Source organism: Porphyromonas miyakawae (assembly GCF_045865415.1).
In the GTDB taxonomy this organism is placed as follows: Bacteria; Bacteroidota; Bacteroidia; order Bacteroidales; family Porphyromonadaceae; genus Porphyromonas; species Porphyromonas miyakawae.
The window spans coordinates 265,252-281,182 of record NZ_BAAFSF010000001.1; the positions used below are offsets into that span (position 1 = coordinate 265,252).

The following is a 15,931-nucleotide window of genomic DNA, read 5'->3' on the forward strand; positions in this document are numbered from 1 at the left end:
AAAGTTTATGCTTGGGAATCATTATCTTTGCGCATGATAGAAAGCAAATGAAATGAGATCAGTCAGAGTAGGAGAGCAAATACGCTTTTTAAATGCATCCGGAGGCGGTGTGATTAAGCGAATAGTAGGCAAAGTGGCTTGGGTAGAGGGCGAGGATGGCTTCGAGTTACCTACACCACTCAATGAATGTGTGCCTATAGGTGATGAGTTGGAGGGGGCCCCTTTCTACACACCGCCGGTAAGTAAGCCGAGTCAGTCACAACAAGCCACTCCTGCCCCCATTGAGGAAGCACCTGCTCCGCACCTTCTTTTGCCTGAGCGTGAAGGCGGTGACAAACTATCTGTCTATATGGCTTTTTTGCCCGTAGATGAGAAAGCTGTTAGTCGCACGCCTATAGAAATGTACCTGATTAATGACTGCAACTATATGTTGTACTATGTACTTTCTAATCGCTTGGCCAACGGTACTTACAAGAAGATCGCTTCCGGTACAATAGAGCGTGATACGCGTATTTTTCTTGAGGAGATCCCCTTGGAAACAATTCCGGAGCGGGAGCACATGTCGCTCATGATACTGCCTTACAAAGAGGAAAAAGCCTTCGACTTAAAGACTCCCTATTCATTTACTATACGTGTGGATGGGGTACGCTTTCTCAAGCGTCATGCATTTCGAGAAAATGATTTCTTTGACGATGATGCCATAATTTATCCTCTCATAGAGGAGGACGAAGTGCGCGCCAAGGCGGTGCCTCTCGCGATTTCCGAAGAGACTCTGCTGGAGGAAAAAGTACAAGCAGAGGAAGAGCAGCGTCGTCGGAGGCGGAGTAGGCAAATGCCCCGACACCGTAAACCTGCCGAAGAGCCGCCTGTAGAGGTTGACCTACATGCGACTGCGCTCCTGACAACGACGGCAGGTATGAGTAATTCAGAGATAATGGAGACCCAGCTCGCCGAGTTTAGACGCGTGATGGAGAGCATAAAGGCACAGCCCGGTAGCCGGGTAGTTTTTGTGCATGGTCGCGGAGAAGGGATATTGCGTAAGGCTATTTTAGATGAACTGAAGAAAAAGTATCCCAAGGCCTCTGCCCAAGATGCCTCATTTAAAGAGTATGGGTTTGGTGCTACCTTAGTCGTTATTCACTAAATGGCGTTAGAGATAGAGCGCAAGTACTTAGTACTAAATAATGCCTATGAAGCAGCGGCCGAGCGAGTGTATCGTATAGAGCAGGGCTTTCTTGTGGCAAAGGAAGAGCTGGTGATACGCGTGCGTATTAGAGATAAGGAGGCTTTTCTCACCATTAAAGATGCTACCAACGACAATGGGTTGAGTAGGCATGAGTGGGAGTACGCTATTCCACTACGTGATGCCGAAGAGCTACTGAGTCAGTGCGGCTCTGCGGTGATCCGTAAGGAGCGTTTCCTGATTCCCGAGGGAAAGTATTATTGGGAGGTAGATCGCTTTCATGGCGCTTTGGAGGGCTTAGTGGTAGCTGAGATAGAGTTGGATGACGCTACTGTAGAGCCTCCCTTGCCTTCGTGGATCGGAAAGGAGGTAACCGGTTGCAGAGCCTATTACAACGCTGTGTTGGCCGTGGAGGGAATGCCTGAAGCAACGCACACCTAAAAGATAGAAGAGATATTTATTCGTGAGAACATTATATAATGCTCCCTCGTCGTTAATACAATCAGTATTTGGACTGAGTTACGCACACAAGTGTGTATCTCAACTTTTTTACCTCAGCGCATGGTGTCTGAGGACCCTTGCAAAGTCTCCATGTATACGGATTTTGCCATTTCTAATCCAGCCCTTTAAAAGGGTTTGTTATATAAAAGAGAAAAACATTCTACCTGCCTCTATGCAATGGAATAGGGCGGGGAGGTTTATTTAATCCCGATTTGGGAAGATAGCAAGTAACCAGTTAATAATATTTTTATGCTAAAAAGAAACTTTTTTGTTTATGCGATGATGACGCTGCTATGTCTCGCTCCGACCGTTCTTCGGGCGCAAGTGGAGTGGGATGTCATAAGTGTATCGAGTACATCGCTTTTACCCAGTGCTACCGTTTATGCCGTTGCCTCTGTGGAGGATAATGCGGACGGCAGCTTTACAGTATTGATAGGCACCCCCAAAGGGGCTTGTATGCTAAGTGACGGAAAGCGTTACGAGGTGCCCGGATTGGAGAAGGAGAAGGTGGTTAAGATCCTTATTGACAGTAAGGAAAAGGTTTGGTTTTGTACGGAAGACAATGGTTTGATCAAGGTGGATCCAGGCCACGACAATATACACTATACTAATGCAGAGGGGCAGCTGGTGGATCTACTTGTACAAGATATTGTAGAGGATGAAAAGGGTGGCTTCTATATAGCAAACGGAAATGCCGTCTCCTACTTAGACAACAAAGGAAAGTTTGTAACCTATCAGCTTACTGCTAACCCCATGTCGCTGATGTTTTGCCTTACCTATGATAAGGGGAGTCAAACCGTATATGTGGGCTCCGAAGCCGGTATATATAGTCTAAAGGATGGTAAAGCTCAAGCCATAGAAAGCACCGCTGCATACGGCTCTGTTCATCAGATGCTGTTTCATGACGGTAAGCTTTGGGCAGCTACTGAAACAGGTGTGGCTTGCTACGATGGCACAACTTGGAAGATGATAGAGGGGCTTCCCTACGAATACTTTACGACAATTGCTGTATCCAAAGAGGGTGATATATGGGTAGGAAGTGACGATGGTGCTATCGTGGTCCTTAATGCAGCAGATGGTCTGGTCAAGCAAACCTATAAAACCGAGCATGGCCTACCGGCATCTTCTCTCTATTCATTGACATTTGGCTCTGCAGGTCATGCCTTTGTCGGCACGCAAGGAGCAGGCTTCCTATATTATAAGGATGGCAAATGGACACAAATTTCTCCTGAGGGATTGCTAAGCGACAACGTGCGCTCTGTATATCTTGATGAGGTGGAAAATGTTGCCTGGATAGGCACAGCGGAAGGAGTGTCATCAGCTCAGTTAACGGAGCAAGCGGACTCGGAAGATAGCTTCAAGTGGCAAAATTATACACCTGAGAATAGCAATGTGGCAGGGCGTAATGCACGAAGAGTATGCAGCGATATGTTGGGAGATACCTGGGTGGCATTCTTCGATGGCGGTATATCGTTTTTCAACCCTGCAACCAAGAAGTGGACCTCTTATACTCCCGATAAGAATACCTTCCCACACAAGATGGCTACCGATATACTTATCTCTTCCCAAGGCGAGACGATTGCTACTACCTTTGGAGGTGGCTATGCGAAGTTTATTGGCGGAAAATGGGTGCCCTACACAGAAAAAGAGGGCGTACCCACAAATTCAATTTTCGGAGTTACCGAGAGTGCTGACAAAACGCTTTGGTTCGCTTCCGTAAAGGGGGCTTTCTCACTCAAGAATGGTGTGTACACCTCTTACACAAAGGCTTCTCACGCTCTGCCGGATGATAACGTACGCGTTGTCTTTTGCGCCCCCAATGGGAATATATACTTTGGTACTAATGCCGGGTTAGCCATTGCGCCTGAAGGGAATTTGAGTGCTCCTTTTGTTTGTCCTAAGGCACTACAAGGTAAAATGGTTAACCATATTGCCATGGACAAAAATGGCAACCTGCTGCTCTCCTGCTTGAACGACGGACTATATATCTACGCTGCTAACGGAGTAACTGCCAAGGTGGATGCTTCAGTTGGCTTTGAGGCAAATGAAGCTCGTATGTGCTACATAGACAATGATGGTGTATTGACCGTCTGCACCGAAAAGGGACTTTACATTACGGGTTTAGAAGATATAATAAAGGTGCTGGAAGCGCCTGTCATTGAAAAAGAGAGTGTGGTGGTCTATCCCAATCCGGCATCCAACTTATTCTCTTTCGGTAAGTGTGTAAAACGTGTATCACTCTGCACTCTTCGCGGAGAGACGCTTCGTACAGCTACAAACGTATCGCAACTCTATGTGGGCGATATAGCGGAGGGTATGTATATCCTTACTCTTGACGGAGAGAATGCGAAAGTGACTATCCGCCGATAGAGCGCTTTCTAGAAATCCGTTAGGTAGCGTCTGTAATCACAGACTGCTGCACCATATTTATAGGGTGGGCGACTCGTATGAGTTGTCCACTCTGCTTTTTTGAACCTTTTCTCTACGTTAGCTGTTTACGTTTTGGTGTGTTTTCACCTTGCACTCTTCTATTCGTAGAGCAAGAGTAAGGTGTGGAATATAACCGCCCCTTTTACAAAAGGATTACTCGGGGAAGCCCGCTGTGATAAGTCAATAAGAAACAACAATATATAATACAATGAAGCGACTACTTTTGATTCCCTTGCTAAGTCTCCTCGTGGTGACCGGTGCATGGGCAGATGGTGGTATGTGGCCACTCTGGATGCTCTCTACACAGGAGGCACAAATGAAGCAAATGGGGCTTAACCTTGATGAAATAGATATTTATAATCCTAACGGCAGCTCGCTGAAAGATGCGGTAGTGCTCTTCGATGGCGGATGCTCGGGCGTACTCGTATCGGATCAAGGTCTTTTGCTCACCAACCATCATTGTGGATACGACCAAATACAAGCGCACAGCTCGGTAGGAGCTAACTGGCTTGAAAAAGGATTCATGAGTCTCACTATGGCAGAAGAACTGCCCAATCCCGGTTTGGAAGTGGAAATTGTGGATGAAATCCGCGATGTTACCGCAGAAGTGAATAAGCTACTCGCCAAGCGGAAGCTTGTAACCGGTATGGAGTTCCTATCGGCCGGCTACCTGACCAATACACTAGCTCCGGAAATTGTAGGTAAGAAAGCGGCTGCCCGTCCCGGATACAAATACGAAATCAAAGCGTTCTACGGTGGCAATAAATATTACATGTTTACCAAAAAGGTGTTCCGCGATGTGCGTTTGGTAGCTGCTCCACCCAGCTCCATAGGTAAGTTCGGTGCCGATACGGATAACTGGATGTGGCCGCGCCATACGGGCGATTTCTCCATTTTCCGCATCTATGCGGATCGTGAGGGTAATCCGGTTCCCTACAGCAAAACGAATGTACCCTACAAACCGAAGCGTTGGGTGCAGGTAACTGCTCAGGGCGTAGCGCCGGAAGGATTCGTCTTTATTATGGGATACCCCGGCACCACGTACCAGTACTTTACGCCGGACGAAGTGACCGAATGGGGCGAAATCGATAATAATATCCGTATCGAGATGCGCGGCATCCGTCAGGAAGTGATGCTGGGTGAGATGCTTAGCGACGAAGCTACCAACATTAAGTATGCCGCTAAGTATGCTTCTTCGCAAAATGGGTATAAGCGTGCGCAGGGAGCTAACTGGGCAATCAAAAATCGCAAGCTGGCTGATCTGAAGCGTGCCCAGCACGAAGAAATGCTCCGCTTGGAAGCGGCTAAGGGCGATGCGCAGGGAAAGACCGCGGCGGAAGTGATCAGTCGCTCCATTGCAGCACGTAAATCGTTGCAAATTCGCAAGCAATATCTGCTGGAAGGTATCCTTTACGGCATTGAATGCAGCCTTGCTCCGCTGCCCAAAGCGGAACTATTGGATAATTGGGATAATGCAGCCAAGCGAAGTGAAGGATTGGAAGATCTGCGCAAGCAGTTTGAACTGTTCTTTGATAAGGATTACGATCCGGCAGTGAACCGCAAAATAGCCAAAGCACTACTAACGCGTTATGCGGAACGAATTGCCCCTAACGAGCAACCGCAGGCGGTTCGCGACGGAATTGCCCAGTATGGTTCGGCCGAAGCTTATATAGATAAGCTGTTCGATACCTCCATTTTTGCCTCCAAGGAACGCTTCGAAGCGTTTATGAAAGCGCCGGAACGTGACCTTTTGGCAAATGATCCGATGGTACAGTTTGGACGCTCTTGCCGTATAGAGTTCCGCACGCTCAACGAAAAGCTGCAAGCATACGACGCGCCTCTGGCTAAGGCTCGCAAGGAATATATAGCGGCTCGGATGGCTAATCCGCCTTTCGGCAAACAGCCGTGGCCCGATGCCAACCTAACGCTCCGCTTTACTTATGGACAAATTAAGGGCTACAAGCCGCACGATGCCGTACTTTACGGGGAAAGAACCACCTTGGATGGCGTGATGGAAAAGGAAGATCCGCACAATTGGGAATATGTGGTAGACGAACGCCTCAAGAAGGTTTACGAAGCAAAGGACTATGCGCCTTACGCACTTTCGGACGGACGTATGCCGGTAGACTTCTGCGCAACTACTCATACTACCGGAGGGAACTCGGGCAGCCCCGTATTCAATGGTAAGGGCGAATTGGTCGGTTTGAACTTTGACCGTAATTGGGAAGGCGTAGGCGGTGATATCGAATATCTGCCCGATTACCAGCGGAGTATTATTCTCGATATTCGTTATCTGCTACTGGTCGTGGACAAGGTGCTCGGCGGCGAGCGGCTTATCCGCGAAATGAACCCGATTCATTGAACAAAAGGTATATGGAAAAGGGAAACGATTTGCTCCGTATGGAGGAAGATATCGTTAAGATGCTCCGCACCGTATACGATCCGGAAATACCGGTCAACGTATATGATTTGGGCTTAATCTATGATGTGGATATAAGCGATAAGGGGGTAGTAACCATCACGATGACACTTACCGCACCCAACTGCCCCGCTGCAGACTTTATCGTGGAGGATGTCCGCCTCAAGACAGAGAGTGTAAAGGGAGTAGTACGTGCTGATGTAGTACTTACCTTTACGCCCACGTGGGATCATTCTATGATGAGTGAGGAGGCTAAGTTGGAACTGGGCTTTATGTAATATAACTCGGTTGCATGAATCCTATTTTCTTTACTTCGGATGCACATCTCGGAGCGGCTGTTCATAAGGATAGTCGCTCCGTAGAGCTTCGATTGGTTCGCTGGATGGAGTCAATAGCAGATACTGCCGGAGCACTCTATTTCTTAGGAGATATGTTTGACTACTGGCATGAGTGGCGCTATACCATTCCAAAGGGCTACACACGTTTTCTGGGCACTGTGGCACGATTGGTGGATAGTGGAGTGGAGGTGCATATCTTCACGGGTAACCACGATGTATGGATGAAGGGCTACTTTGAAGAAGAATTAGGTACTCAAGTGCATCACCATGCCATACAAGTTAACTTGGGAGGAAAGACTTTTCGCTTAGCTCATGGTGATGAAGAGTGCAAAGAACGCTCTTTTAGAGAATCCCTTTTGTATAATACATTCCGTTCCCCAACTCTGCAAGCCTTATATGCCTCTATACATCCTCGTTGGTCTACGCCGATAGCTCAGGTTTCCTCGAACACGAGTCGACAGCAGCATGGGGATCGGGACGTGCCGGAGGTAATGCCTCCAATAGAAGAGGAGTGGTTAATCCAATGGGCTGCTCGTGATGCAGTGAAGCATCCGGAGGTTGACTACTGGCTTTTTGGGCACCGACACAGGTTAGCAGATTATTCCTTGGGTAATGGTAGACGAGTGCTTCTGTTAGGTGATTGGATACGGTATAATTCTTATGCCGAGTGGGATGGAGAAGAGTTGTCGCTTAATACCTTTTCTGACTAAGTTACTTGAATCAGCACTCTTTATATTATGGGAAAGAGTGCACTGGCACTTGATAGCGGACAAAGAGCGAATGCAACAAAAGCAGGGGACACTTCGTTATAATCACTGAAGGAGGTAGAGACTATTTCATAAGATGATAGCTTTTATAGAGGGAGAAATAGCCCGTCTGACTCCTACCGGAGTAATTCTGATGGCGGGAGGAGTGGGGTATGATATCAGTATTACCCTGCCTGACTATACAGCACTGCGGGACGAAGCAAGGTGTAGGTTGTGGATTACGGAGATCATACGTGAGGATGCTCACCAACTATATGGTTTCCTTAGTGAGGAGGCACAGTTCTTTTTCGAGCGTTTGCGAAGTGTTTCCGGGGTAGGACCAGCCACGGCACGATTGATCCTAAGTTCCTTTGCCCCTATGGAGCTTGCTGCGGCTATTGATAGTGGAGCAGTGGAGACTTTACAAAGCGTGAAAGGAATAGGACTTAAAACGGCACAACGAATTGTAGTAGATCTAAAGGGAAAGATCGTACTTACACCCGACTTCACGACCTCCGATAAGATGCCTTTCGACAAAGCATCTCAGGTATTTGAGGAGGCTTCTAATGCACTCAAGACGCTTGGTTTTGTCGATACAGCCGTTCGCAAGGCAGTAAAGAAGGTTATAGAGGAGAATCCTGATCAGCCCGTAGAAGTGGTTATCAAAAACGCTTTGAGGCATCTTGCTTAAGAAGGAATCTATATGCCGATTGGGAGTGGGTTGTCTGTAGGAGTAAAGCAAGTTGCCGGGGTACTCATAGGTCTTTTGATATTGTGCCAGCACGCTTTTGCACAGACCGATTCTGTCGCAGGTCGCATAGTGCCTCCTCGCAATAAAGAGGAGGTCGAGGCTACCCCAATCCTTGACTTGAAGCTTCCTTCACAAATCAAAAGTGAATTCATATTTGATCCCAAAACCGGTAACTACCTTTATGTTACTACTCTAAATGGTAAGCGTATAGGTACCCCTATTGCTTATACCCCGGAAGAGTACCTCGCCTACCTAAAGCGCAATGAAAATATCACTTACTTCCACAATAAGGAGCGGGAAGAGGCTTCCGAAGAGGGTAAAAAACGCTTCAATCCCTTTGATTTTGGCTTCGAATTAGGACCGGCAGAGCGTCTGTTTGGTCCCGGAGGAGTGAGAGTGCGCACACAGGGTTCTGCAGAGCTTCTCTTTGGAGTGAAGACCAGCGCTACCAATAATCCCTCCTTGCCGGCACATGCAAGAAAACATACCTATTTCGATTTTGATGAAAAGATTCAGGCTAACATGCAGGCTTCAGTAGGAAGTAAGCTGAATTTCAATCTAAATTACAATACTGAGACTACATTTGATTTTGATGCTCGTAAGCTGAAGCTTGCTTATGAGGGAGAAGAGGATGATATAGTAAAGCTGGTAGAAGCCGGTAGTGTGTCGTTACATCCGCAGAACTCTCTTATTCAGGGTGGTGCCTCCCTTTTCGGCATTCATACTAAGTTGCAGTTTGGTAAGCTGGATGTAAGTTTAGTTGTAAGTCAGCAGGAGGCAGAGACTAAGCGGGTATCTTCGCAGGGCGGGGTACAGACTACCCCATTTGAGTTCTCTGCTAATAAGTACGATGAGGGGCGACACTTCTTTCTTTCTAAGTGGTTTTATGATCATTATGATGAGGCACTTAAGACACTTCCCTATATATCCAGCGGCGTAGTCATTAACCGCGTAGAAGTGTGGGTGACCAATAAGCGCGGACGCTTCGATGATGCCCGTAATATAGTGGCGTTTAGTGATCTTGCAGAGCCGGGCAATACTTACAACTCACGGTGGAGTGGTAATGGAGGTATGCCTGCCAACGATGCAAACTTACTCTACCAAACTATGCTCGGATTGCCTGATTTGAGGTATATAGAGCAGGTTACCCCTATCCTCTCTTCCATGCTCCAGGGAGGAGTAGAGTATGAAAAGCTCGAGAGTGCTCGTCTTCTTACTACATCTGAATATACGCTGAACACGACTTTAGGATACATCTCGCTCAATACTAAGTTGGCAGATGATGAGGTACTTGCCGTAGCATTTGAATATACTTACCGAGGGCAAGTGTATCAGGTTGGTGAGTTTAGTACAGACAGAAGTGATGATGGCAATGGAAACCTTTTCGTCAAACTAATCAAAGGAACGAGGATGACTCCTTCGTCCCCTTATTGGCGTTTAATGATGCGTAATGTATATGCATTGGGTGCTAATGTACAGGGGCTCACGAGTGAACGCTTCAAATTGAATGTCCTTTATCGGAGTGATACTACAGGCATAGCGATACCGTATATTACGGAAAGTAACATCAAGGGCCAACTTCTGGTAAAAGCTCTTGATATGGATCGCTTGGATAGCCGTAACGAGCCTCATCCGGATGGTGTATTTGATTATGTAGAGGGTTATACGGTCAATAGCAGCCGTGGGTGGATCTACTTCTCTACGGTGGAGCCTTTTGGGAAAACTTTAGCAGAGAAAATAGGAGATCCTGCAATTGCGCAGAAGTATGTGTATCGTGAAATATACGACACAACTGCTGTAGCTGCCGCCCAAGTGGCAGAAAAGGATAAGTTTATCCTCAAGGGCGAGTATAAAGCCTCCCAAAGTGGGCAGATCTCTTTGGGAGCAATGGGCGTAACACCCGGTTCGGTGCGCGTAACAGCCGGAGGTGCGCTCCTAACGGAGAATGTGGATTATACGGTTAACTATGCAATGGGCACAGTAACCATTATCAATGAATCTATCCTCTCCAGTGGTACACGCGTAGAAGTATCTTTAGAGAATAAGGGCTTCCTCAACCTGCAACGTAAAACGATGCTTGGGGCGGACTTTAACTATCATTTCACCAAAGATTTTACCCTTGGAGCTACCGCCATGTATCTTAGCGAAATGCCGCTTACTACTAAAACGGCGGTAGGCGATGAGTCAATGCGCAATTTCCTTTGGGGGGCCAACCTAAGCTATCGAACCAAATCGCAAAGTCTCACAAACCTACTGGATAAGATCCCTTTCCTTAATCTAACTGCACCGAGTGAAATATCCGTGAACGCAGAGTTTGCACACCTCATTCCGGGGCATTACGAGGGACGTTATGCAAAGGGGTATAGTTACATTGACGACTTTGAAACATCTCAAGGGCAGATAGATCTAAAAAATCCCTATGCTTGGACTTTGGCTTCCACTCCCTTTCAGGATACCCCCTCGCCTCTCTTTCCGGAAGCCTCTTTGACCAATGATGTGCGTTACGGTGCACACAGAGCGCAATTGGCTTGGTTCTATATAGATCCTATCCTCAATAGAAGTCGCTCCTCAATGCTTCCCTCGTATATACGAAACAACCCTGACTACCTAAGCAATCACTACTCGAGAGAGGTGAGTATGCTGGAGTTGTACCCCTACAAAGATTATAATCAGGCGCAGCTTAGTTACTTGCAAACGCTTAATCTGAGCTATTATCCATCGGAGCGCGGCCCCTATAACCTTAATCATGAGGATATGCTTCCTGATGGTACATTGGCTCATCCGGAGCGTAACTGGGGGGGTATTATGCGCAAGGTTGATCAGAGCAATTTTGAAGCCGCTAATATAGAGTACATCGAGTTTTGGCTCATGGATCCCTTTATATACAACCGAGAGTCGGCAGGTGGAGGCGATCTGTATATCAACTTAGGTGAGATAAGTGAAGATATCCTCAAGGATGGTCTCAAGTTCTTTGAGAATGGTATGCCGCTCAATGATGATCCTCAAGCCACGCGCAGTACCGTATGGGGTAAAGTGCCGATTCGTCAAGCCGCAGGCTATGCATTTGACAATTCTCCCGGTTCGCGTGAAAAACAGGATGTGGGACTTAATGGGCTGAATGACGAAGAAGAGGCCAATTGGCCGGCTTATATCACCTATCTGAATGGAGTGCGCAGTAAGCTTTCTGCAGAGACGGCCGAGGCTTGGAAAAATGATCCTCTTAGCCCTTTCAACGATCCGGCAGGGGATAATTTTAAGCACTATAGAAATAGGGACTGGGATGAACTCCGAGCCCCAATATTGGATCGCTACCATTATTACAATGGCGTGCAAGGAAACAGTGCCGAAGCAGATAACGCAGCAGATGCGTATAGTGTAGCTTCGCGTGTGATGCCTGATGTGGAAGATATTAATCAGGACAATACCTTGAGCGAGAATGAAAGTTACTTCCAGTATCGCATTGAACTGAAGCCCGATCGATTGGCTGTCGGACAAAACTATATCACCGATGTACGCTCTACTAATGTGACGCTGGCCAATGGTAAGCGTGAAGAAATAAAGTGGTACCAATTCAAAATTCCCATTGCTCAATATGAGGCTTCCATAGGTGGAATTGCGGACTTCAAAAACATTCGTTTCATGCGTCTTTATCTTACCGGATTTAAGGAGGTAACCTACTTGCGCTTTGGCTCTTTTAAGCTGGTACGCGGTGAGTGGAAGACTTATACACGTGCCTTGCATGATCTGAACGTGGCACCTATCTCTGATGGCTCTTTGGAAGTGAGTACCGTTAATATAGAAGAGAATGGGGATCGCCAACCCATCAATTATGTACTGCCTCCCACAGTCACGCGTAGCTTAGATCCTGTGCAAACGCAGGCTACCCAACAGAATGAACAGGCTTTGAGTCTTAAAATACGCAACTTATCGCCTGCTGATTCAAGAGCCGTATATCGCAATACAGCATTGGACTTGCGACGCTATAAGCGAATAGAGCTTTTTGTACATGGTGAGGCTCTTTTGGATGATGATACGCGCCTTAGCAATGGGGATCTCTCTGTGTTCATTCGTGTAGGAAGCGACTATGTGAATAATTACTACGAATACGCTGTCCCGCTCTCCCTTACCCCTTATGGCGTGTACAGTAGCGATGTGGCGCAGGATCGTGCTGCCGTATGGCCTAAGTCGAATAAAATGGAATTTCCGCTAAGCCTCTTTACCGATCTTAAAATCGCCCGCAATGCAGCGGCAGCATCCGGCAGTGCAATGGCTGATTTCTACCACCGTTTCTCTCGCCCGGATGAGGAAAATCCTGCTAATTCGGTTACCGTGGTGGGAAATCCCTCTCTCTCTAACGTGAAGACGATTATGATAGGGGTGCGTAATGCTTCGGGACGGGTAAAGAGTGCGGAAGTATGGGTAAATGAGTTGCGCTTAAGTGATTATCAAGAGCATGGCGGATGGGCAGCCAATGCCGATGTGCAGGTGCAGCTCAGTGATTGGGGAAGCTTCAGTGCCCGAGGTATCATGCAGACTGCCGGATTTGGCGCATTGGATCAAACCCTTTCGCAACGGCGTTTGGAGGATATGCGTCAAGTGAACCTATCCACACGCTTGGAGCTGGGACGCTTCTTCCCTGAGAAGGCGTCCGTAAGCATACCTTTCTATTATGCCTACAACGATGAGCGTATCACACCCCAGTATAATCCTTTGGATGAAGACTTAATCCTAAAGGATGCGCTTAAGGCTGCTCCTACCAAGCAACAGCGCGACTCTCTCCTTAGTCATTCCGTTACGGAGACCCGTTCGCACAGTGTGTCGCTTTCCAATATGAGAGTGGGTATCAAGAGTAAAACTCCGATGCCGTACGACCCTGCCAACTTTATCTTCTCCTATGCCTATAACCAAACGGATCATAATACACCCGACTTGGTTTACGACAGACGTCGGGATTGGCAGTTCTCCGCTATTTATGACTACCAACCTGTAGTGCCACCGCTCAAGCCGTTTGGCTGGGTGAAGAGTAACAATCCGCAATTGAAGTCACTCAAAGAGTATCGAATCAACTGGCTCCCCTCTAAAATAAGCCTTGCCAGCTCCATTATACGAAATTATAATGAGCAGCAAGTGCGTAACTTTATCCCCGGTATAGGTGATGCAGAGCCTCTTCCTGCTACATTTATTCGGGACTTTGTGTGGACGCGTGCGCTTACACTTAATTGGAATGTGACGGACGATATCCAGTTCTCTTTCCAGAGCGGTACGAATGCGCGGATTGAAGAACCCAATGTGCAGGTTAATAGGCATCTGAATCCTGATGCGTGGGCTATTTGGCGTGATTCGGTGCGACAAAGTATTCGTGAGCTTGGACTCCCGATGAAGTACGACCAGCAAGCTACCCTCAATTGGAAGCTTCCTATCTCCCTAATCCCTTACATGAGTTGGGTTACCGCTAATGTAAACTATACGGGCACCTACAACTGGGATCGAGGTGCCATGCTGCCGGAGGGCTTTACAATGGGGAATATTATTCGCAATGAGCTTCGCTTAGAGGGAAGTACCTCGCTAAACTTTTCTGCCCTCTATAAGCTTATACCTTATCTGAGTGAGGTGGAGAAGCGTATTTCTGCGGTGGGTAATACGCTACAGAGTACTACTCGAAACCGCAATCGTAGAGATCCCTCAGGGCAGGCGGATAGAAATGATAGAAAAGCGGTGACCCCTAAGAGACCCCGCCGTTTCGAACAGACTGTAACCCTCTCTCCCGATAGTGCTACAATTGTCCGACATGGGCTGAACAGTAAAAAAATCCACGTGATGGCAACCGATACCTTAGGGAAGCGCTTTACACTTAAGTATAAGGTAAAGGATGCGCAAACAATACAGATTACCAACCGCGATTCCGCGGTTGTAAAGCTCTCCGTAGCTGATGTTACAAAGCGCACAGCAGATGGTCGGGCCACCGCTGTATTTACCGATTATTTGGTTTACTCATTAATGCTGGTTAAGGATCTACAAATCAGCTACCGACGTAACCAAGGCTTCAACATTCCTGGGTTCTTGCCTGATGTACGGGCGGCCGGAGGACAAGCTTCGCAAGACGGCATCTTGTCGCCCGGATTGGATTTTGCTTTTGGCTTTGTAGATCATAATTGGGTAGAGAAAGCCGCTGAGCGCAATTGGCTTACCTACCGTGAGGATAATGTCACCCCCTCTGCTTATACACAAGGCGAGGATCTCTCTATACGTCTAACCCTTGAGCCGGTGAAGGATCTGCGGATTACGCTCTCCGCTCTGCGTAACGATACACGGCGGGAAGAGACGCAGTATATGTTTGCAGGTATGCCCCGGACTTTCGGTGGAAGCTTCTCCATGTCTACTATAGGCCTTAAGAGCTTCTTCTTCAATGCAAAAGGCGAGAATGGCTATGCGTCTCCCAACTTCGACAATTTGCGCGCTTACCGAGAGATAGTGCGTAATCGTGTGATGGATGCCTATCATCAGGCCGGTGCTGAAGATATTCCTATGATAGGTGAAAATAGGGCGGATGTACTGATCCCTGCCTTCCTTGCTGCCTATACAGCAACTGATCCTGAGCATGTGGCGCTCTCCCCATTCCCCTCCCTCGGCGCGCTCTTACCTAACTGGACCATTAACTACACCGGATTGAGCAAATTACCCGGAATCAATAAGTTGTTCCGCAACTTTTCTCTGAGTCACAATTATTCGGCTGTGTATTCGGTGGGTGGCTATAACTCTTTCTTGGGGTGGATGCCACTCGATGGCGACAATGCCGACTTGGGTTTTGTGCGTCGTGTAGACGCCAATGATCCGAACGCCTCGGGTGATCTTGAGTGGATGCCGGCTATGGCTTACGATATTCCCTCTGTGACTTTTCAAGAGGGCTTTAATCCGCTTTTGGGTGTGGAAATAACGCTAATTAACGGCATTACTACCTCCTTGCGTTGGAATCGCCGCAGAGCCATGACGCTCAATCTAACCGCTGTACAGGTGATGGAGAATACCGCCAATGAAATTACTGCCTCTTTGAGCTATAAGGTAGACGATATCGCTAAGTTGCTAGGGATAAAAAAGCGTCGTCGCCCGGCACGTTCCACAGGAAATACCGCTAAGGGCAGTGAGGCTAAAACGCAACAGCTCTTTACCTCCGGTGGGGCAATGACACTTCGCTTGGACTACTCCTACAACCGGAGCAGTATGCTAATCCGTAAGATTCAGGATAACTTTACACAGGCTACCAATGGCAACGTAGCCCAAAGTCTCAAGGTGAGTGCCGACTATGCGCTTAGCCGTATGCTTACGCTACGTGCTTTCTTCGATTGGAATATCAATCGCCCTCTTGTCAGCAGTGCCTCTTTCCCTACCCGCAATACCAACTTCGGGATCTCTCTCCGCATCAACCTAACTCAGTAGCCGGATTTCCTTGTCCTTATAAGAAGAAACATAGCAAGATGAAAATATCTTTGCTAATGTGGCTTTGTGTTTTGTTTTTTTTATCTTTGCGATGTTAACACTATGACAAGGTAAACTTATGAAAAAGAA

At 47.5% G+C, this 15,931-nt stretch carries 8 protein-coding genes; all 8 read left to right on the plus strand.

The features are described from left to right. Positions 1–52 precede the first annotated feature (52 nt). Positions 53–1,144, plus strand: coding sequence for a Smr/MutS family protein (locus tag ACLWMH_RS00995; protein WP_411914903.1), 1,092 nt, complete (start codon positions 53–55; stop codon positions 1,142–1,144). Continuing rightward, a complete protein-coding gene (locus ACLWMH_RS01000) occupies positions 1,145–1,624 on the plus strand; it encodes a CYTH domain-containing protein (RefSeq protein WP_411914904.1) in 480 nt (159 codons plus the stop codon). Between the two features lie 309 nt (positions 1,625–1,933). After that, on the plus strand, positions 1,934–4,054 hold the full coding sequence (locus tag ACLWMH_RS01005) for a hypothetical protein (protein WP_411914905.1): 2,121 nt from the start codon (positions 1,934–1,936) through the stop codon (positions 4,052–4,054). Between the two features lie 268 nt (positions 4,055–4,322). Further along, the gene (locus ACLWMH_RS01010; RefSeq protein ID WP_411914906.1) at positions 4,323–6,476 is read left to right on the plus strand and encodes a S46 family peptidase; all 2,154 of its coding nucleotides are present in this window, start codon (positions 4,323–4,325) and stop codon (positions 6,474–6,476) included. A gap of 11 nt (positions 6,477–6,487) precedes the next feature. After that, the gene (locus ACLWMH_RS01015) at positions 6,488–6,811 is read left to right on the plus strand and encodes an iron-sulfur cluster assembly protein (protein ID WP_411914907.1); all 324 of its coding nucleotides are present in this window, start codon (positions 6,488–6,490) and stop codon (positions 6,809–6,811) included. A gap of 14 nt (positions 6,812–6,825) precedes the next feature. Continuing rightward, complete coding sequence (locus ACLWMH_RS01020) at positions 6,826–7,581, plus strand: UDP-2,3-diacylglucosamine diphosphatase (protein WP_411914908.1); 756 nt, start codon at positions 6,826–6,828, stop codon at positions 7,579–7,581. A 133-nt stretch (positions 7,582–7,714) separates the two neighbouring features. After that, complete coding sequence (gene ruvA / locus ACLWMH_RS01025; protein ID WP_411914909.1) at positions 7,715–8,308, plus strand: Holliday junction branch migration protein RuvA; 594 nt, start codon at positions 7,715–7,717, stop codon at positions 8,306–8,308. Between the two features lie 12 nt (positions 8,309–8,320). Beyond that, positions 8,321–15,802, plus strand: coding sequence for a T9SS outer membrane translocon Sov/SprA (gene sov, locus ACLWMH_RS01030; protein ID WP_411914910.1), 7,482 nt, complete (start codon positions 8,321–8,323; stop codon positions 15,800–15,802). Positions 15,803–15,931: the final 129 nt, after the last annotated feature.